The sequence below is a fragment of the Exiguobacterium sp. s140 genome (genome assembly GCF_018617035.1).
Taxonomy (GTDB): Bacteria; Bacillota; Bacilli; order Exiguobacteriales; family Exiguobacteriaceae; genus Exiguobacterium; species Exiguobacterium profundum.
Genome location: NZ_JACSJK010000001.1, coordinates 1,368,224 through 1,387,341, shown reverse-complemented (window position 1 = coordinate 1,387,341; position 19,118 = coordinate 1,368,224). Strand labels below are relative to the sequence as shown.

Here is a 19,118-nt window from a genome sequence, read left to right as displayed (position 1 = left end):
AAAGGAACATGCTAGATGGACCACGCGTTACGCGTATTAGAATATGAAAAATTGCGCCAACAGCTTGCCGGTCACGCGGCGAGCTCGCTCGGAAAAGATTTGGCGCTGAAGATGCAACCTGACTACTCATACGACCGGGTGCTCTCGAATTTGAACGTGACGAAAGAGGCGACCGAGGTCGTTCGTCTCCGTGACCGTCTGCCACTCGGTGGGCTTACGGATGTCCGTGCGGAAGTGAAACGGGCCGCAATCGGCTCGGTCCTCTCGACGAGCGAATTGCTCGCCGTCGCTGCCGTCATGTATGGCGGACGCCAAGTGAAGAACTTCTTCGAGAAGCTTCACGAGGATAACGAAGAGATTCGCATTCCACGTCTTGACGAGTATGCGGACAAGTTGACGAAGCTCATCGAGGTCGAACAGGCGATTCGTCATGCGATTGACGACCAAGGGACTGTCCAAGATTCCGCGAGTCCACAACTCCGTGGACTTCGGACACAGCTCCGGAGCTTTGAAGGGAGTGTCCGGTCACGTATCGACAACATCCTCCGCAACAATGCGAAGATGCTCTCGGACGCCATCGTCACAATCCGGAACGATCGCTATGTTGTACCGGTCAAACAAGAGTACCGTCAAGCGTTCGGTGGAATCGTCCATGACCAGTCGGCTTCTGGTCAGACACTCTTCATTGAGCCGCAGGCCATCGTCTCCATCAATAACGAGATTCAAGAAGTTCGTCTGAAAGAACGTGCTGAAATCGAACGGATTTTAAGTGCTCTCTCGAACGAGGTCGGTGGGGTCCATGATGCCATCATGACGAACCTCGACGTGTTGGCCGAACTCGACTTTATCTTTGCGAAAGTCGCATACGGACAAGAGATGAAAGCGACCGAGCCAAAGTTGAACGACAATCGAGAAATCAAGTTGAAACAGGCACGTCATCCGTTCATCCCGAAAGATGAGGTCGTACCGATCACAGTCGAGCTCGGAGAAGACTACACGTCACTCGTCATCACCGGACCAAACACCGGCGGGAAAACCGTCACGTTGAAAACGATTGGACTCCTTCAATTGATGGTGCAATCAGGTCTCTACGTGCCGGCAGAGTTCGGGACAGAGCTTTCCGTGTTTGACGCGGTCTATGCCGATATCGGGGATGAGCAATCGATTGAACAGAGTCTCTCGACGTTCAGCTCGCATATGACAAACATCGTCGGCATGCTCGACAAAATCGACTTCATGTCACTCGTCCTCTTCGATGAGCTCGGTGCCGGGACGGATCCACAAGAAGGGGCTGCCCTTGCCATCGCCATCTTAGATGAAGTGAAACGCCGCGGGGCACGTGTCGCTGCGACGACACACTACTCGGAACTGAAGGCATACGCTTATAACCGCGAAGGAGTCATGAACGCCTCGATGGAGTTTGATATCGAATCGCTCAGCCCGACGTACCGTCTCTTGATTGGCGTACCGGGTCGCTCGAACGCCTTCGAGATCAGTCGTCGTCTCGGACTGTCTGAGCAAGTCATCGACAAGGCACGTAGCCACGTCGGTAGTGATGCCGAGTCAGTCGAATCGATGATCAATGAGCTTGAAGCAGCGAAGCAACGCGCCGAGCAGCTCGAGCAAGAGCTCATCGTCAAGCGCCATGACTTTGAAGAAGAGCAGGCCGAATTCGAAGTGAAGATGACCGAATTTGAGCGCGAACGCGACAACTTGTATAGAGCGGCCGAGGCGAAAGCCGAGAAGGCCGTCGAACAGGCGAAGCGTCAAGCGAACGAAGTCATCGACCGCTTGAAGAAGCTACGTGAGCAAGGAATCGTCAAAGAGCACGAGATTATCGCGGCGAAGAAAGAGCTCGAATCGGCAAAACCGACGCTTCAAGAGAAAAAGATTCAAAAAGTGAAACAAAAAGCCCAGCAGAAACGTACGTTCAGTAAGGGCGAAGAAGTGAAAGTGACGACGTTCAATCAAAAAGGCTACATCGTGAAACAAATCAACGACAATGAGTATAACGTCCAAGTTGGCATCATGAAAGTGAACGTCAAAGCGGACGACCTTCAGAAGATCGGTCCATCGAAAGAGAAGTCGCTTCAGTCGAAAGGGAGCTCGCTCAAACGTCAGAGCTCGACGAAGTCCGAGCTCGACCTCCGTGGCGTTCGTGTCGAAGAGGGGCTTATGCGTCTAGACAAGTATATCGATGAAGCACTCGTGTCGGGCTATGACAACGTCCGCATCATCCACGGATTAGGTACCGGAGCGATGCGTCAGGCGACACAAGAATTTTTAAAAGGACATCGTCACGTGAAGAGCCAGCGCCCGGGAGGAATGGGCGAAGGTGGACTCGGTGTCACGGTCGTCGAACTGAAGTAAGGGGAGTCGGGAATGGGTACGATTACGTTTGCCGTTATGCTGGAGTCGTTCGGCCTCTATTCGATGGCGGGACTGATGATTGTCGTCGGTCTTGCCATCTTCGAGGTGACAACGCCGTACAGCAACTGGCGTGAGATTCAAAAAGGAAATATTGCCGTCGCCTTGGCGACAGGCGGGAAGATTGTCGGTCTCGCCAACATCTTCCGGGTCGTCGAGAGCCATCATGATAGCACAATCGACATCTTCGTCGGGGGTGGTTTTGGATTTATTTTGCTCCTCGCGACATACTGGTTGTTTGAATTTTTGACACCGACACTGAAGGTGAACGATGAGATTCAACAAGGGAATATCGCCGTCGGGTTGTTGGCATTCTTGCTGTCGATTGGGGTCTCCCTTGTCGTCGGCGCGGCATTGGTGAGGTGAAGACATGGTATACGAACGATTGGCAAAGATCTTGTTCATCGGGGCCGGGCTGTTCTTAGTGGCAGCGGCACTCTGGTATATGTTTTATTGAGGGAAGAGGGAGAATCCGTTTGGGTGCTCCCTTTTTTTGATTTCAGGCACCTTGAATATAAAATATATGGGCGAAAGGAAAATATTTTACAATTCGTGTGAGGAAATCGATATACTGAAACTAGATTATGGAACGAGATACATAAGAAGGTTGAGGTGTAGGTCATGGCGAACGGGTCAGAAGTGTTTGAAGTCTTGATGACGAATGCAGTGAAATTACCTGGGGTGAAAGTAGACCGGAAAGAGTTTTTAGCTCAAAGTTTCAGTAAGTACGTGCCGGCGAGTCAGTTGGCAGAGATTGTCGAGAAGGGGCCGCTTGAGGCGAACATCCCTCTCTCAGTCATCAAAAAAGTAGCGAAGCGAAATATTACCAATCAGACGATGAAAAGTTCGAGTGCATCGTTTGCAGCCGGTCTACCTGGAGGCATCGGTCTCGCCGCAACGATTCCGGCCGATACGGCGCAATTCTTCGGTTTCGCCCTCCGTTTAGCGCAAGAAATCGGGTATTTATATGGGTACGATGACTTTTGGGAAGATGGAGAATTAGATGTCGAACGGGTGAATGGAGAATTAATTCTCTTTATAGGTGTCATGTTCGGAGTGGGCGGTGCGACGGCTACCATCAAGGCATTGTCCGCACAATTATCGAAAGAAGCTTTGAAAAAAATCCCGAACAAAGCGCTGATGAAAACAGTGTACTATCCAATCATCAAGAAAATGTCGGCGATGATCGGGGTGAAGATGACGAAAGATACGTTCGCCAAAGGGATCTCAAAGATGATCCCACTCGCAGGTGGTGTCATTTCAGGAGGAATCACGTACTCATCGATGACGAAGATGGGCAATCGTCTCATGCATGCGCTTGAAGAAGGAGTCAACATGACGGAAGCGGAGTTTATTGAAAGTGTGGAAGAAGTGAAACGAGAGAACCTTGAGATTATCGAAGGGGAATTCATAGAAATCGAAGAGATTTTACGTCAAGAAGGGGAAATCATATAACAAGTTGTTGTGTTTTTAAGGGGGGATCTCATGAAACTAGATTTACACTACTTGATGTCGACCGAGCGCTACGTACTCGACATGGAATCGTTTCAGATGAAGGATGAGGCGTATTACCCGTTAGAGTGGACGTTTTATGGAGCGGTGAATCCGACGATGCTCCTTACATGGGATGCCGAGCGCGACCGCATCCGAATTCGCTTCGAACAGTACGCCGTCTTTTTAGGGACACAAGAAGAGCACGGAATGAAAGAAGATGGGTTATGGAACGAGCATCCGATTGTAAAACTGTCCGCATCACGCCTGATGTCATTCGCCAGTGAACGGATGGCGATTCATCCGGTGAACCGTAACCGTGGCGCGCTCGCGCATTATGTCATCCGTACAATCGAGCAGGAGTTTCATGTGTTGGCGTATGAAGACCCGACCGTAGAAGATTTAGGAAAAGTCGGGGACACGGGAGTACGTGTCGAAATTGTGGAAGAAGCCGAATGAAAAACAACGTCGCCTCTAATCGGGGCGACGTTGTTTAGTTTACGGCACGTCAATTTTGACGGTATACACTTTCGGCATGGCGCTGCTTGACGCATACAAGACGAGCGTCTTCTCTTTTTCTGGGACGAGGAAGACCAAATCGATTTCAGATTTCTCGCCTGTGAAATAACGAAAACCGTTCTTGAACTCTTTTTTGTTGTGGTTGACCATATCGACTGGACTATATTTTGTCCCGTCTGGTGTGTACATACGGAATCCGTTTGGACGATATTCTATATAACCACCTTGACCGTCATCTGAATGGAAGAGGGAGAGCGGGAGCGCTCCCCATCTTTCGGTTCGGTCCCATCCGGCGAAGGGGAGACGGGCTGTCCGACTTGGAACTCACGTTTCTTCATTTGTGGATCCCCAATATACGTTTGGAACGTGCCAAGGTTCATGATTTTTTGAAGGTCATCTTCTTTCGGTGTGGTGGCTTTGGCTTCTTTCGGTTTATCTGCTTGTGAACTACTCGCCACTTATTTGCTTCGCAAATTGAAGGGAGAGCTTCTTGGGAAGACCGTGCTATTACCAGCCACGGTTATGGACCAAGCTCGTCGGGTGGTTCCCACCCTGCAGGAATTCGTTTTAGTTTGCCAACATCAACAGATTGATGCTCGCGTTGATGTCACGGTCATGATGCGCGCCATAATGACTTGGTTCTTGTCAACGATCCGTCTCGACAGTTTGTGAAGGAAGTCCTTGCGTTGATTGGCCATCTTTTCGTGTTTCTTGGCCATCGAGACCTACATATTGTTTTACAACCATGTTCGTCTTCAGAAACGACTAAATGACTTGAGCCCTGTCGAATACAAATCTCAAGCCGCCTAGGCTGGTTTTCATTATTTGCCCTGTCTACTTGACGGGGAGCAGTTCAAAAGTAAGCGTCAGATAGTGAATATGTTGGTTCTTATAAAAGAAAGAGTCTAGGTTTTGTCCCAGCCTCTTCATTTATGCAAATTGTGTTGAATTGTTCAGCGCACAGGTACCGTTTCATCATATGATTTATTTTATAAAGAAAAGTAGCAAAAGCCCTTACCTTATTGTGTTCTTTATCACATTTGTAACATCATTAGTTGAGGCAGTGTTTTTTCTGTTAGGGAAAGTATCATACGGAAATGGGTGGAATGTCTTTTGGACATTTCAGATTGTAAAAATAGGATGATTTAACCGTAGATTACATTTATGAAGTGGACACCCTGTCCCTTTCTTATATTTTTGGTAAGCGCTATAATTAACTATATCTTGAATTCGGGATATACTAATTTTTCATTTCATTTAAAACATAATAGGGATCAAAATTAAATTAATTATGAGGAGGTGATTACTCTGGAATGGCAGACTTGGCTACTTATCTCGGTTATCGGGTTTACGTTTTATTTGTACGCAGAAGTTCGTGGCCTTCGGATGCGCTTGCGTCAACTTGAGAAGACGAATTATCCTTCTCCACAAGAATTCAGTCCGGAGTTGAATCAAGAGCTAGCTGAATTAGTAAGACAAGGGAAAAAAGTACAAGCCGTCAAGCGCGTTCGAGAAGAACACGGCTGGACGCTACTTGACGCCAAACAGGCAGTAGACCGATATGAAGAATAAAAGTAAGTGTCAAATAGAAAACACGTTGTTTCTTATTTTCTGTTACAGAAGACGAACAAAGGCTTCGAAAATGGATCTAACTGAAAAAGTTCCTGGACGATGACAGCAAGTCCGTCAATCGATTTGCGAAGGTCTGTTGGACCCGCTGCTAGATAGACGCGCTCGACAGCGCGACCATTCATCATACCAAGCGCAGCGTCCGGATCACTTGTAGTAGAAGTGTCTCATCGTAGCCACTCGTCACCTCGATATCAACTTGATCTATTCTCAAAGAAATTGATTTTTCTTTTGGTTCTTCGACGACACAGGAGACCCAACTGGTTTCCTGGCTTGAATCGCGATTGATTGGGGACTGTTTTCGTAGCCAATATTTCATATTGTGAAGTGCAACATCACTTGTTTCACACCATTCGATCAGTGACAAACCACTAGCACGATACTCTTCGATCTTCACTATCCAATATGTTTCTTTCTCTTTTCTTTTCAAAGTAAAACCTCCCAAATTTCATATTTGGGAGGAGTATCTCATGAATCTTATTCTATTAGAATGTGCGCGCTATTTGACGCGCGTTTTTTCATTTCATTGGTGGAACTTGAATATGATGAAATTCTTGATTACTCAATTCCGCATCACTGATTTTGAATTGTCCAACAGCGAGACAGTGAGCTTTTTTCAAGCTACGCAAATCATCTAAAGATATGGTACCAATGCGATTTGCAATTACTTTTAATTCACTATCGGCAGGCGCGAAGTAGATTTTAGTACCCGCATTGTCTAAGATAGCAAGTTCTTCTTTGTCAAAGTTACTAAATGACTGTGTGGCGAACCAAGCTGACCAGCCAAATTTGCGACCTTCTCGAAGAATTTTTGCAGATGGAGAATCATCACGGAAAGATAAGTTTTGTGCCTCGTCTAAAATAACAGGCATCGGCTTATCTTTAGATCCTGATAGTGAGTAGTACCATAGGTCCCAAAGGATAAACTCTGCCAGCAATTTTTTAATCTCGTCTTGGTCATATCCTTCAAGTTGAATAACGGTAACTCCGTTACTCTCAAAAATTTTACTCCAGTCATTATCCGATTCATAGTCAAACGGATCCATGTCAACCATCTGGGTTAGTCGACTAATGACAGACTGGATTGTTGATTTTGATGATGTTTCTAGATTTTCAAGTTCTTCAATGAGAAGTTCCATTCGCATGTCTTCTCCGTATTTTTCAATACCATTTTTAGTTGCCATATAAATCGCATTTTTCTGTTGATCGCCTAAACCTCTATATACAGAGGCAAAAACTGCAGCTACTCTTCTGGCAACTTCAACAATTTTTTCAGGCTCTTTCCGACCGCTTATTTCTTTTTCTCTCCGTTTAAAAGGGTTTAGAGGGAAAGATTCATGATACACAATGCGTTCTGTCAATTTTTCCCCCATTCGATTTACAAATGTTTCATCGAGCTGGCTTAGTGTGTAACTATTCGAATAATCAATCACCAATGCGGATTGATTTTGTTCGACCAACTGCAATAGAAGAGACTGTACGAAATAGGTTTTTCCTTGACCGGATCGACCACCGATTAGGAGATGTCGATTGGATAGTCGTGGATGCCCGTATTCCCAATAATAGTCTTGATTCAATTCACTACCTAGATGCAATCTAACCTGTTCTAGACTAACAACGTTTGGAGTTACAAGTTCAAGGTTAGGCTGAGTGAGTGGGGCAATCTTTAAATCAGGTTCAACAACAGTATGATTTTTGTCTTCAGGTAAGTTCCTTCTGTCCTCTAGTTCATCTGTTGATTTTTGTTGTTCTGTCGAATCAGCAGGTGAAGCAAAGGCTTCATTTTTGAAAGTTGGAGCTAAAGATTTTTCCTTTTTGGAAGATTCAAGTGAATCTAAAGACTGAGTAAGTGCTTCATAACCGTGTTGTTCAGGTAACTCTAGTATTACGACACCTTGACTTCTGGAGTGACGTACAGACTCTGAATGCTTTTTAAATGAGACAAGAACACCATTTCCGAATTTTGCTCTTTTTTCATCAACGATTTTAAAATCATCGTTTATCAACCGATCGATTAGCTCTGCACTTAAACGAAAATCTTTACTAGGCCAAATTTCATTTTCTTGCATTTTTTTTGCATTGTTGATGAAGAGTCTAACAAAATAATTTCGTAAGAATTTAGCGTCAAAAGTAGTTAAATCGAGTAGATGGTCATTTAGTCGAGCTTTCAATTCTGTGATTTGTGAAATACCTTTTGAGATGACGCTGTTGTCATTTATTCCGATTTTAACTTCTACCGGGAATAAATGTACCTTTAATTGTGTTTGATCTATTTCTAGTCCAATCATCAATAAATCATCGCTACAATTTCCTTTTCGACCAATTGTCTTTCCTGAAAATAGACCAGCACGTTTACTAAGTTTCACATTGCCTGTAACACGCACGACTTCTTCCATAGAAATTGGTACCCAAATCGTGTTTTCTTCATTAAAAAGCAATAGTGTTTCTTTAATTGCTGAAACAATACTCATCTTTTCTCGTTTATCGTATCCTCTTCCTTGGACAGCTCGAAGTAACCATTCCCCGTTAAACGTGTTGAAAGCACGAATTGTTTCTTCTATCTGTTCTTGCGTGGATGTCACACCCTGAGAATTAACAAATTCCTCAATCACATTAAAATATTGTTTTGATTTGTCAGTTACAGTGATGGCATCATAACCATTTGTTGATGAATATTGGTCGCTGTAATGTACAATGATCAAATTGTCTGAAGACGATTTAAAGAAATCTAATCCGACAGGTGGATCAATAAACGTTACCCAATGTGAGGCGCTATAAATTTTTTCGAGTTCGTCTTTATCAGCAACATCGATGTGCATTGTCAATGAAACATCTTTCATATAAGAACTGTGTCCACCGTCTTTCATGTTGGCTGTAAGTTCATTATAAAGTGAGCCGAATTTTGTCATAAGACTTCTGTTAATGTCGGCTCCTTTTGTACCGAATCCAACGCGGTATCCGGTATCATCACTTTGAACCGATGATACGGTAGTGAATAAACCGTCTAAGTTCATGCTATTTGATAAATCACGCATCGGTTGTGTAACGATTCTCGATTCATTTCCCATTTTATAAAATGAAATATGAGAATAGAGGATTGGTTCCTCTAAGTCTAACTTTCGATAAAGAATAGACTGTTGAAGAACATGTAAAACATCATCTATTTCGAAGTCATCAATAGATAAGTCGATACCGAATTCCTCTTTTAATTGTTCAGCAGTTTCTATCTCGTTTAATGTATCAAAAGCACTTAAACCAGAAGCGTTTGGTAGATATAAAGACACCTCAAGTGGTTTGATGTTTTCGAGAACACCTTTCGAAGAAATTTGATTTTTGAACCAAGAAATAATTCCTTTTAAAATTTCTTCATCATTTGTGACATTGATAACATTGATACAGAGCGGAGCCGAATTTTGTATTGAGAATAGATAGTCGTAATGATCAGCAAAGTGGGTCATTTTCTCTTCTACAACTTTTGCTAAGTAAGAGTTTGTTTCACCTATGCTTACTTTTTCTCTAATAACGTATTCATGCCATTCAGGTAATGGAGAATAATCCGTTGGCTTCAGTAGCATTTCATGTACATTAAACGCATAAGGCAAAGTATAGCTCGCTTTTAATTTTTTTAAAATATTCGAATCGATATCTTCAGAACCTAAATCCGAGTTCACTTGCCATTGATAAGCAATGTTCAACGGTGAGAATGGGGTTAATAACAAACCATCAATCGTTTCCATTTGTCCTAAACGGTATAGGTTCCGTTGTTGTACAGTCATTAAAGACTGAGCTTTAATTTTTTCAATTTCAGACAGGTAGTTGTTTATAAAATCAAAGGCAGCTGACTGTACTTGGTCATCGTAATACATGAGTGAAGGGATTGTTCCCTTACTCTTAACCGTGTTCAAAAATAAATCATAACTCGTTTCTACAGCGCTTGGTAACTCTAAAGGTATGCTCTCGAAAGTATCATCGGAAAGTTGCTTTGCATACCGTACATGATCATCTAACCAATCTTGTTCCATTTTAAAGAAGTTTCGGTCTATTGATTTGGTAGAGTAAGTGCGTTGACCATTATGGATGGTTTTATAATCTGAGTCGATTAAAAACGATGTTTCATCTTTTCTCTTTCTCGTCCAAATACTAACACCATCTAAAGGAGTAGTTTTTAACATCTCGTCTTTAATAGCTAGTGGGACCTCAACTTCATCAATCATGACAGAGAATCGAACGCGAGATTCTCCTTCATCAAGAGCATTTAAAGGAAGAGTGATGACATCATTATGTCCAATCTTAATCGCCTCTGATGAATCAACAACAACATCATTTATTTGTCCCGAACCGTCCCCAAGTTCAACTGAATGATGGCCATCAAGTATTAAGCGAATCGCTTGTTGATTTTTAGGTGTCGTATCAATCAAATATCGTGATTGATATGGATTTAAAAACTCAGGCGACAGTGGAACAACTGCAATATTAAATAAATAAGTAGTGGAAGTCTGGCCTTCATGTTTGTAGCGTACCCGTGAGAAAGTAACTTGGGTAGAATTATTTTCAATCGTAGTAATAAGAGAATGTCCAGAACTTACGGTTGATTTTGCACTTTTATTGTCCAAAAATTGCTTCGACGTAAAACGGTCAAAAGGAAGATGAATTTGAACTTTGTCTGCTTCTTGTGTAGAAAAGACGATGATGTGCCAAGTTCTTTGACCTGATTTAGTTTCAGACTGTGGGCGTTTCCAAAAATGTGAAGTTGATAATTTGGAGCCGTCGGTTTTTGCAATCATTTTTTCGGATATGAATTGAATATCTCGATTTGATTTTGCTTTCTCTTCCCATTCTTTCAATACAGTGTAATCAGCTTGTTGCCAAGTATCCTCTTTTAATTTTGTGGCCCCGTTATCAAATCGCTCTTCTAGTTTTTCACGAGTGTTTCCTAACGTGAAGTAACGTTCAACATCTTCGAATAATTCGTGATTTTCTGATAAGCGATTCTCGATTTGTCGGTTTATCTTTTTCCATGAAGCTGACCCAACATTTTTTTCATCTCGTTCACGAATAAGCGAACTTAGGTCGCCATCTTGAAAGTACTGTAATGAGGTATAGTCATCCGAATCAAGCGTATCTTTGTGTAAAAGACCTAAAATATCGATGAAATCTAGAAATGAACCATTCGTAATTTGTTTTTGTTGATTACGACGTTTTAAATAATCGGCGATAATCATTTGTTCAGATTTCGATAAATCACTACTTGCCAAATGCTGATCTAAATGTTGAATGATTTTGCTAATGTGCAATGGACGACCTTCAGAAGTCAAGTCAATACTTCCACCCCGGATGGAGTCATTTAAATTATCAGTCAGAATCATTAAGGAAGTATTAGACCATTGCCCGCTTTGTTCACTCATTTCATTTCTCAGAGTAACGAGATAATCAATATCTGTATCAAGAGAACTTGCTATTACTAATTTTCCTGTAGAAAAGTTAAGTGAGTTGGTCACATAATTTTCTTTTCCGAATGGATGTTTATATGTGAAGGTTTCAGAAACGCTTAAACCTGAAAGTGCATCATACATTTCTTTTACATCTTGTTTTGTCGGAAGATAGACGTAATAACGATCTGTTCTATTTTGTTGAATCTCATGTTTAAAGAATTGTAATAATTGTTGTGTGATAAATTTATAAAATTGATTTGACATACTGTGCATCCCCGCTATCGCTTTTCTTTTCCAAATAGTTTAGTTTATCCAATAGCCCAACAATTTCTTCTTTTGAGTGATGATCAAAGAATAGTCCTCTTAATTCAAGTTCAATCCAAAGCCTATTCAATTCAATCTTGTCCTGTTTAATTGAGCAAGCTATAAGAGTCAATAATTGTTCTTGATTTACGGCAAGTAATGATCCAAGTGAACCACCATGTTTTCTATAGAACTTTAATAGAAAGACGTCAAGTGCGGCAGGATATCGAGACTTTAACTCTTTATTCAATCCAATTGAGATTGCTTCGGCTAAGTCTCTAAAGGCTTCATCTAACGTGCTGTCAGCATTGTATTTTGGGGTTTCGATACCTTTATGCTGCGTATAGAAATTATTCATCCAATGATAGAGTGATTGAATATAATTTTTCTTAGAATCCTCACCAGCTGCAGTTAGTAATTCATCAATATGATGATAGTATAAGTTTTTTTGTGACTGAAATGCTGGTGTTTGAGAAACGATATTCAGTGCATGCTCATGTTTGTAAAAATCTTTCACCTGTTCTTTTAACAATCGATAGCCGTTCGTATAACTTGTACGCCAGCGGGCTGCCTTTTCCCATTCCATTAATAAATAGAGTGGAATGAGTTTCTCATTATCAAATTTTGTAAATCGATTAGTTTGAAGAACAGTCTGGGACATCAAGATAAACGTATATTGAATGAATAGATGATTTAAATTGTCTAAGAAGAATTTTGGATTTGTGGATAAATGAATCAAATCTTCTTTAAATTGTTCTTTTAAACGTGGGAACAAACATGAATAAGGACTATTGAATGTAGACTTATTCGTCGAGCGAGAACTTCGAAAAATTTGTGTCAGAAGATCGTCATTGTTTTCATCTAAAAACAGTGGTGAAAGAAATTCTTCATTTCCTTCAATCAACGTGCCATAGACATAGTTAATGAAATCGATTTGACCATTCCTCTCTTTTTTCTCACTTAAAGTGAGTAGAGGAAGTTGCGACAAACTAGAAATCTCTGTTTCTTCGATTTTACGTTGCTGACTCTTGATAAAATATTTGAACCATTCACTCGTTTCTTCGGAATCAAATTTTCCAATTGACAGGATGTGATTCTCGTCCAACTTAGGATGTTCAGGAATGAGCGGTTCATTAGATAACAATCTCACGATACCGCCAGTTATTGGCCAGAAGCCGCTTTCGAATTTTGAACGTTCCGGTTCACGTGTAGGTAAAGGTAATACAAATGTATTTTTTCTACGTGAATAACGATAGCCTTTATTTTGAATCAGAAATGACTCGAGAAGTTTCCAGTCTAATTCGTAATTTTTTACATCATGAGTATTTGTCATATTACTGCTTCACCTTTCTAACTTCGAACTTTGATTTGCTGAACTTTGGTTTAGATAGTTCCACCATCGAACCATCATGAGTGGAGACTAGAAGAATTGATTTTGATTTATCTGTATATCGGATGAGTTCATCATAAAAGTCAATAAACTGCACAGCATCTCTTAAGTCATTACGATTTGGTCGATAACCATGCTGTATTTTTACCAGTAAGTTATACAATTTATAGTCAAGATCAAAAAGAATCTCCTTCCCATTTACGTCAAAACCGATTCGTATAAATGGACTGAAGCGATAAAAAGCATCATCTTTAGTTTCAGCACTATCAAAGAGGCGTTGGTCTACGATTTCTTCCGCTTGGAATGGATATGCCACGCGATATTCATTATTTGCGCCGTCAATAAAGAGATAATTTTCTCGCGGAGATCCTTTCCATAAATAAATGACACTACGAATGAGTTCAAATAACGATTCGATATTCTCACCATCACCAAGGTAGTACGCCTTTACATACTGTAAAAAATTCATATAGGTCTGATCGACGTCTTTTGGATTTAGGAGTGAGTAGCTACGCACTAAAAATGCTCCCAAAGTATTTAGTTTACTTTCGTTTTCTGGTGAATGATGTATGAAACTATATACGTCTCCAATCTCTTTTAATTCATTTTTAGCGATTTCTTGAGGATGCTGTGACAGCACATACTTGGTGATTAATTCATCAAAGTATGGGATACGGAATGAAATCGGATCATTTTGATGTAATGAACTTAGAATATTAGAGCGATCAGGATGACCAAAAATCAGATTTGGTAATGCTGCTTCCGGTCTCTCACGGTCGAGATTTAAGTCTGATGGAACTAAGATATCGAAAATAAAATTGTAAAATGCACGAGTAGAAATAATGAGTTTTTCTTTTACCATGGCTTGAATGATGACATTGACAACAGATTCACGTACAGAAGGATTAGATAAGAAATCATAGTTGTCATGCACAATAGAGCGATGACCATGATTTGTATCTTCTAGATATGCAGTATAAAACGGGTTTTCATTTGATTCAGAAACGATTTTCTCGAGAATGCTTGTGAAAAAGAAAGAGTGGGCTCCTTCTTCACCGACACTATATGTTTGAAAACCTGCGATATTCAATAGATGGATAGAATCTAAAGAGTAGACGATATGCTCTCCATGTCCAAAAATGTCTGCTGCATCGATAAACTTTCTGAGTGAGTCATATCGATTTTCAGACTCGGCAAAACTATAGAAATTGTGTAGTACACCTAGGTTGATGGCAATCAATAGATGTTTTTTATTTGAGTCTTGTTTGTAGAAAGATGACATGACATTATCTAAAGTTTCGATCGAACTCTTAGATGGATCAAATGACTCGGTTGAATCGTTATGAATTCTAACGTTAGTGACCAAGTCCGGATATTTTTCTTTTACATAAGCGAGCAAATGACTTTTCCCGTCCCCAACACTACCGCTCAATAAAATTAGTTGAGGAGTTGATTCCGCATTAACTTTTTCTAATGTTTCAAGAAGAGATATTTGAATCGGACGATTGATGTGCATATACTCTCGAAACAAACCAAAGCTGTCAGCGTTAACGACTGACTCTTTAGAAGATGACTGGAGCATTCGTAAACGTTCTAATAAAATACTAGTTTTCAATTCAGTTGATGGTTGGGAAGGTTCATCAATATGTTCATGACCAGACTCATCCATTTCGATTTCTTCATTCATTTCTTCTTCATTTTTTGCTGAAAAATCATTTACCATATAAAATTCCTCAGAAGTTTGCTGTCTTTGTACACTATCGGATTCGTATAGAGAATTAGGGGGCATCATGAATACATCTGAAGTTTCAACGATAGTACTAGTCATATTCTCTTTGAAAGAGTCATCAAAGGACTCTTCAGATTCTTGTAGAAATACTTCTGTTAGTGCAATTAATTTTTCGAATGCCTCCATTGTCTCTGTTTTCAATAAGTTACGTTTTGTATATAAATCACTTATTTCTATGTAACGGTGGGCCCACTTCAATTCTTTCATAGAAGCGTTAAGTTCAACTTTAAGTTTTTGCCAACCATGTTTTATAACATGTCGAGCAAAGTATCGTTCCGAGAGAGCGGGACGCCCGGTTATTTTAGCTAACATATACATTCGCTTCAAAGTTAAAGATTGAAAAATACCATCTAAGTAAACCATGGCCTCTGTTGGTGAATCAGTCATCCACTTACTAAATTCATCGTAAGTGAATTTGGTATCTTCATCCGGTACTAGATTTGTAACTAAAAATGACCAATTCTTTTGGGTATTCATTGTTAATTTCCTTCCTACACAACATGATATTTTACAAACATTGTAACAAAATATAGAATCATAATCATCGATTCTGATCATTTAATGGCAACCATAACTAAAAAAGTATCGGGTATTATTCTTAAAGTGATTTATACCTATGCATTTACTAAAATGTAAATAGATGATTGAGAGGAGAGACGATATGATTTATAACAAATTAGTAAGAGACAACATCCCTGAAATCATTCACGAATCAGGAAAAATCCCGATTGTGAAGCAGCTTACTCAAGCCGAACACTTCGAGCAATCACGATTGAAACTCTACGAAGAAATCAAAGAGTATGAAGAAACGAACATTGATGAAGAGTCTCTTGAAGAGTTAGCTGACATTTTGGAGTTGGTCTATACACTTGGAAATATGCATGGAGCAGACTTCGATGAATTGAACCGCATACGTGAAGAGAAACGCAAAATACGTGGCGGTTTTGAAAAGGGTCTATTTTTAGAAGAGGTCCTCGATCATGAGTGATTTACGACTCCATACGAGCAATCTTGGCATCCCTTTACAAGAACACATAGACGCGGCGACTGAAATTTATATGGTTGTCGCGTTTGCTCAAGTGTCGGGAGTGAAGGAATTATCGGCTTCTTTAAGAAAAGCGAGTGAACGTGGCGCTCAAATCAGAATCTTGGTAGGAGACTATCTGTACCTCACCGATCCTGATGCATTGGATATGTTATTCCAAATACCGAATGTTGAGCTCCGGCTATACCGCTCAAAAGGGAGGTCGTTCCATCCAAAGGCATATTTGTTCCGTACAATAGAAAGCGGTACGTTTTTTGTAGGTTCCTCGAATTTGTCGCATAGTGCGTTAAATCATGGTGTGGAATGGAATGTTGAAATTCCTTCGAATGTATCAGAGGAAGTGTTTGAAGAGTCAGTCGCTGCGTTTCATGAATTATTTTATAGTGAATATGCGCAAATGATGAATCCAGTCTCGTTACAGCCTTATCGTGAAGAGTATGAAGCGCGAAAGGATCGAATGAAAGAATGGGAGGTCGCTGAACATTCTCCCGTCTACATAGAAGATGATTCGATTACCCCGACGTCTGTCCAAGACGCAGCGTTATTGGCTCTCCGAGAAACGATGGCGGAAGGTCGGAAAAAGGCGATGCTCGTTTAGCGACAGGATTAGGGAAAACGTATTTGAGTGCATTCTTTGCACGACAATTCAAACATGTCCTTTTTGTCGCACATCAAAGAGAACTTTTGTTACAAGCAGAAAAGTCATTCCTCAATGTGGCGAATGACTGGAAGACCGGGTTACTACTCGGTGGTGAATCAAGAAATCAAGATACTGCTGACGTCGTGTTCGCCTCGATTCAAACGTTAGCTTCGAAACAAAGAATGGAGCAATATGACCCGGAGCAATTCGATTTGATAATCGTGGATGAGTTCCATCATTCGGCTGCTCCTTCCTACCGTCGAGTGCTAGATTATTTTCAACCGAAGTTCTTACTCGGTTTGACTGCAACGCCTGACCGTTTAGACGGAGGAGACGTTTATGCACTTTGTGATGATAACGTTGCTTTCCAGATGCACTTTACGGAAGCGATTGAAGAATCGTTTTTAACCCCGTTTCATTACGTTGGAATCTATGATGAAATCGACTACTCTCAGATTCGTCTGATCAATGGACGGCGTTATGATCAAGAAGAGTTATTGGCAGAACAGTTAAAAGAAAGTGTTGCCGAGAAAATTTTTAAGGCATGGTCAGAACATCATCAATCGAGAGCACTCGGCTTTTGTTCTTCCGTTATACAAGCTGAATATTTGGCAGATTATTTCAGGAGACAAGGGGTGCAGGCGGTAGCGCTTCATAGTCAGGCCGAGTATGATCGAACGGAAGTAATTGCCCAATTAAAGCAAGGACAATTGGACATCATTTTTGCAGTGAATCTATTTAATGAAGGTGTCGATATTCCTGAAATCGATACGCTATTGTTCTGTCGTCCGACTGAATCATTGACAGTATTCACCCAACAAATTGGACGAGGGCTACGTCTATCAAAAGGAAAGACTCATTGTACGATTATCGATTTAATTGGGAACTATAAAAATATTGATAAGAAACTGGCTTTGTTGACGACTAGCCGACAAGATACAGTGAGTTCCTTACCAACTACGATTGATCTACCTTCGTCATGTACAATTGAGTTTGATTTACAGACTGTTGACTTACTGAAGAAAATGGTGACACGTTCCTCAACGCGTCAGCAATTACTTGAACAAAATTATTTCATGGTGAAAGAAGAAATGGGTAGGCGCCCGAGCTACATGGAATTAATCCAACGAGGAGAGTACTCTATAGACGCTTATCGTTCCGAATGGAAAAAGCTTGGTGGGTTCTTCGGATTTTTGCATAAACTCGGAGAACTAAGTGAGGAAGAAGCGATACTATACAGTGATGTGAAATCGCTTCTCGTCGAGGTGGAATACACGAGCATGACCAAAAGCTATAAAATGATTGTACTTTCAATTATGCTAAAACGGGGAGAAGAGAATTGGTACAAGCCACTTAAAGCATCTGAAGCCGCTCTTCCATTTTATGATTACATTAAAAAAGAACCATATCGTCAGCAGATTGATGGAAAGACAAAAGACTTTCAGCAACCATTCCATCAACAAAGAATTGAAAAATTATTGTTACGAATGCCATTCGATAAAATTGCTAAAGGACCGTTTTATGTAGAAGATGAAACTCTGCATATTGAATTCAATGAATCGTTCCGCAATCTAACCGTTTATGAATGGGTTAAACAGATTGTAGATGTTCGATTACATTACTACTTTAGTCGGAAAGCGAAAGGATGAGCATGCTGAACGATAAAATAACTATCAACTCATCAGAGATTGCTATAAAGTCTTTTTGTAACTTTATTGATGGTTTTGCGCGTCAAGGTACATATAAAATGAATGTTATCCAAATCATGCTCAATAGAGGATTTGAAGATTGGTTTCACCCATTATCAGCTGATGTGATCGCAAAAGAGTACTACGATTTGGTAAGAAAGCAAAGTGAAGAACATTCATTAAATGGCATCGCTAAAATATTTCAAGAATCATTTTCACAGAAGGAAATAGAGAGACATCTAAATTCGCTACCGTTTAAAGCTTTGACAACTGAATCACTAAGAACAGGTAAAACACCATTTAAGAATGCGAATGGGAAACTCATTGTCAGAGAAGAGTACTGTATTCCGACTAAACAAGCGCATGCTGCTATTCAATTAGCAGTTGAAAACAAATTAGAAGACTACTTTGAAATGAAACAGAAGTAGAAAGGTGGGGTAATGTGAAACGCCTGTTACTACGCAAAATCCAATTCGCCCTCCAATACCATGGTGGGACTGCATCTTTAAAAGACATTTATGCGTATGTCGAAAAATCATACTATCAACTCGAGCTCGATCGATATAAAGATTGGAAAGGGCACGTCAATAAACAGATTCGTGCGCATTCCAGTGATTCGGCGAGCTTTACCGGAAAAGAAGACCTCTTTTATTCCACAGGAAATAAAGGAATTTGGGGCCTCAGACAATCCAATAACTAACGAAAGCGGGACCAATTTCACTTGGTTCCGCTTTCAATGTTTACAAAACATCACACCCTATTGTC

The 19,118-nt window shown here is 40.8% G+C and carries 18 protein-coding genes and 1 pseudogene; 11 read left to right on the top strand and 8 right to left on the bottom strand.

The window, feature by feature from the left end:
* Positions 1-15: 15 nt before the first annotated feature.
* The 4 genes from KNO61_RS07175 to KNO61_RS07160 all read left to right on the top strand — a co-directional run bounded on the left by KNO61_RS07175 (position 16) and on the right by KNO61_RS07160 (position 4,377).
* Complete coding sequence (locus KNO61_RS07175) at positions 16-2,370, top strand: endonuclease MutS2 (protein WP_214817576.1); 2,355 nt, start codon at positions 16-18, stop codon at positions 2,368-2,370.
* Between the two features lie 12 nt (positions 2,371-2,382).
* Positions 2,383-2,793 carry a DUF350 domain-containing protein gene (locus KNO61_RS07170; RefSeq protein WP_031421322.1) on the top strand — a complete coding sequence of 137 codons (411 nt, stop codon included), beginning with the start codon at positions 2,383-2,385 and terminating at the stop codon, positions 2,791-2,793.
* Positions 2,794-3,048: 255 nt separating this feature from the next.
* The gene (locus KNO61_RS07165) at positions 3,049-3,882 is read left to right on the top strand and encodes an EcsC family protein (protein WP_214817575.1); all 834 of its coding nucleotides are present in this window, start codon (positions 3,049-3,051) and stop codon (positions 3,880-3,882) included.
* Between the two features lie 30 nt (positions 3,883-3,912).
* Positions 3,913-4,377 carry a hypothetical protein gene (locus tag KNO61_RS07160; protein ID WP_214811666.1) on the top strand — a complete coding sequence of 155 codons (465 nt, stop codon included), beginning with the start codon at positions 3,913-3,915 and terminating at the stop codon, positions 4,375-4,377.
* 39 nt (positions 4,378-4,416) lie between these two features.
* On the opposite strand, the gene KNO61_RS07155 is transcribed toward KNO61_RS07160, so the two are convergent.
* From KNO61_RS07155 to KNO61_RS07145, 3 genes are all read right to left on the bottom strand, one after another.
* The gene (locus KNO61_RS07155) at positions 4,417-4,626 is read right to left on the bottom strand and encodes a hypothetical protein (RefSeq protein WP_214730727.1); all 210 of its coding nucleotides are present in this window, start codon (positions 4,624-4,626) and stop codon (positions 4,417-4,419) included.
* Between the two features lie 23 nt (positions 4,627-4,649).
* Positions 4,650-4,895 (bottom strand): hypothetical protein, encoded by a 246-nt coding sequence (locus tag KNO61_RS07150; protein ID WP_214817573.1) that lies wholly within the window; start codon positions 4,893-4,895, stop codon positions 4,650-4,652.
* A 123-nt stretch (positions 4,896-5,018) separates the two neighbouring features.
* The gene (locus KNO61_RS07145) at positions 5,019-5,156 is read right to left on the bottom strand and encodes a transposase (protein ID WP_214731134.1); all 138 of its coding nucleotides are present in this window, start codon (positions 5,154-5,156) and stop codon (positions 5,019-5,021) included.
* Between KNO61_RS07145 and KNO61_RS07140 the strand changes: the two are divergent.
* Positions 5,152-5,247 (top strand): annotated as a pseudogene (locus KNO61_RS07140) (IS3 family transposase); the annotation flags it as partial. The gene KNO61_RS07145 and the pseudogene KNO61_RS07140 overlap by 5 nt on opposite strands.
* 489 nt (positions 5,248-5,736) lie before the next feature.
* Positions 5,737-6,009, top strand: coding sequence for a hypothetical protein (locus KNO61_RS07135; protein WP_214872857.1), 273 nt, complete (start codon positions 5,737-5,739; stop codon positions 6,007-6,009).
* Between the two features lie 32 nt (positions 6,010-6,041).
* On the opposite strand, the gene tnpB is transcribed toward KNO61_RS07135, so the two are convergent.
* The 5 genes from tnpB to dptF form a co-directional block, all read right to left on the bottom strand.
* On the bottom strand, positions 6,042-6,194 hold the full coding sequence (gene tnpB / locus KNO61_RS07130; RefSeq protein WP_214687754.1) for an IS66 family insertion sequence element accessory protein TnpB: 153 nt from the start codon (positions 6,192-6,194) through the stop codon (positions 6,042-6,044).
* Entirely contained in the window at positions 6,191-6,496 is a 306-nt protein-coding gene (gene tnpA / locus KNO61_RS07125; protein WP_214730732.1) for an IS66 family insertion sequence element accessory protein TnpA, read from the bottom strand. Before tnpA ends, tnpB begins: the two co-directional genes overlap by 4 nt.
* Positions 6,497-6,584: 88 nt before the next feature.
* A complete protein-coding gene (gene dptH, locus KNO61_RS07120; protein ID WP_214730739.1) occupies positions 6,585-11,762 on the bottom strand; it encodes a DNA phosphorothioation-dependent restriction protein DptH in 5,178 nt (1,725 codons plus the stop codon).
* The gene (dptG, locus tag KNO61_RS07115; protein ID WP_214872856.1) at positions 11,743-13,134 is read right to left on the bottom strand and encodes a DNA phosphorothioation-dependent restriction protein DptG; all 1,392 of its coding nucleotides are present in this window, start codon (positions 13,132-13,134) and stop codon (positions 11,743-11,745) included. The genes dptH and dptG overlap by 20 nt, the downstream gene beginning before the upstream one ends.
* Before the next feature lies 1 nt (position 13,135).
* Positions 13,136-15,457 carry a DNA phosphorothioation-dependent restriction protein DptF gene (dptF, locus tag KNO61_RS07110; protein ID WP_214730753.1) on the bottom strand — a complete coding sequence of 774 codons (2,322 nt, stop codon included), beginning with the start codon at positions 15,455-15,457 and terminating at the stop codon, positions 13,136-13,138.
* A 184-nt stretch (positions 15,458-15,641) separates the two neighbouring features.
* Between dptF and KNO61_RS07105 the strand changes: the two genes are divergently transcribed.
* Genes KNO61_RS07105 through KNO61_RS07085 form a run of 5 tightly spaced genes read left to right on the top strand, consistent with a single transcriptional unit; the run spans position 15,642 to position 19,053 of the window.
* A complete protein-coding gene (locus KNO61_RS07105; RefSeq protein ID WP_031421338.1) occupies positions 15,642-15,968 on the top strand; it encodes a nucleoside triphosphate pyrophosphohydrolase in 327 nt (108 codons plus the stop codon).
* Positions 15,961-16,623 carry a phospholipase D-like domain-containing protein gene (locus KNO61_RS07100; RefSeq protein ID WP_214872853.1) on the top strand — a complete coding sequence of 221 codons (663 nt, stop codon included), beginning with the start codon at positions 15,961-15,963 and terminating at the stop codon, positions 16,621-16,623. Before KNO61_RS07105 ends, KNO61_RS07100 begins: the two co-directional genes overlap by 8 nt.
* 23 nt (positions 16,624-16,646) lie before the next feature.
* Complete coding sequence (locus KNO61_RS07095) at positions 16,647-18,314, top strand: DEAD/DEAH box helicase (protein ID WP_214872852.1); 1,668 nt, start codon at positions 16,647-16,649, stop codon at positions 18,312-18,314.
* Between the two features lie 2 nt (positions 18,315-18,316).
* Positions 18,317-18,781 (top strand): hypothetical protein, encoded by a 465-nt coding sequence (locus tag KNO61_RS07090; protein WP_214872851.1) that lies wholly within the window; start codon positions 18,317-18,319, stop codon positions 18,779-18,781.
* Between the two features lie 14 nt (positions 18,782-18,795).
* A complete protein-coding gene (locus KNO61_RS07085) occupies positions 18,796-19,053 on the top strand; it encodes a hypothetical protein (RefSeq protein ID WP_214778973.1) in 258 nt (85 codons plus the stop codon).
* Positions 19,054-19,118: the final 65 nt, after the last annotated feature.

Bases quoted from the DNA above. Each gene is read 5' to 3' on its own strand.
- KNO61_RS07145 (WP_214731134.1), bottom strand. From the start codon at position 5,156: ATGGCCAAGAAACACGAAAAGATGGCCAATCAACGCAAGGACTTCCTT.
- KNO61_RS07165 (WP_214817575.1), top strand. From the start codon at position 3,049: ATGGCGAACGGGTCAGAAGTGTTTGAAGTCTTGATGACGAATGCAGTG.
- KNO61_RS07105 (WP_031421338.1), top strand. From the start codon at position 15,642: ATGATTTATAACAAATTAGTAAGAGACAACATCCCTGAAATCATTCAC.
- KNO61_RS07155 (WP_214730727.1), bottom strand. From the start codon at position 4,626: ATGTACACACCAGACGGGACAAAATATAGTCCAGTCGATATGGTCAAC.
- dptF (WP_214730753.1), bottom strand. From the start codon at position 15,457: ATGAATACCCAAAAGAATTGGTCATTTTTAGTTACAAATCTAGTACCG.
- tnpB (WP_214687754.1), bottom strand. From the start codon at position 6,194: ATGATGAATGGTCGCGCTGTCGAGCGCGTCTATCTAGCAGCGGGTCCA.
- dptG (WP_214872856.1), bottom strand. From the start codon at position 13,134: ATGACAAATACTCATGATGTAAAAAATTACGAATTAGACTGGAAACTT.
- KNO61_RS07090 (WP_214872851.1), top strand. From the start codon at position 18,317: ATGCTGAACGATAAAATAACTATCAACTCATCAGAGATTGCTATAAAG.
- KNO61_RS07170 (WP_031421322.1), top strand. From the start codon at position 2,383: ATGGGTACGATTACGTTTGCCGTTATGCTGGAGTCGTTCGGCCTCTAT.
- dptH (WP_214730739.1), bottom strand. From the start codon at position 11,762: ATGTCAAATCAATTTTATAAATTTATCACACAACAATTATTACAATTC.
- KNO61_RS07100 (WP_214872853.1), top strand. From the start codon at position 15,961: ATGAGTGATTTACGACTCCATACGAGCAATCTTGGCATCCCTTTACAA.
- KNO61_RS07175 (WP_214817576.1), top strand. From the start codon at position 16: ATGGACCACGCGTTACGCGTATTAGAATATGAAAAATTGCGCCAACAG.
- KNO61_RS07160 (WP_214811666.1), top strand. From the start codon at position 3,913: ATGAAACTAGATTTACACTACTTGATGTCGACCGAGCGCTACGTACTC.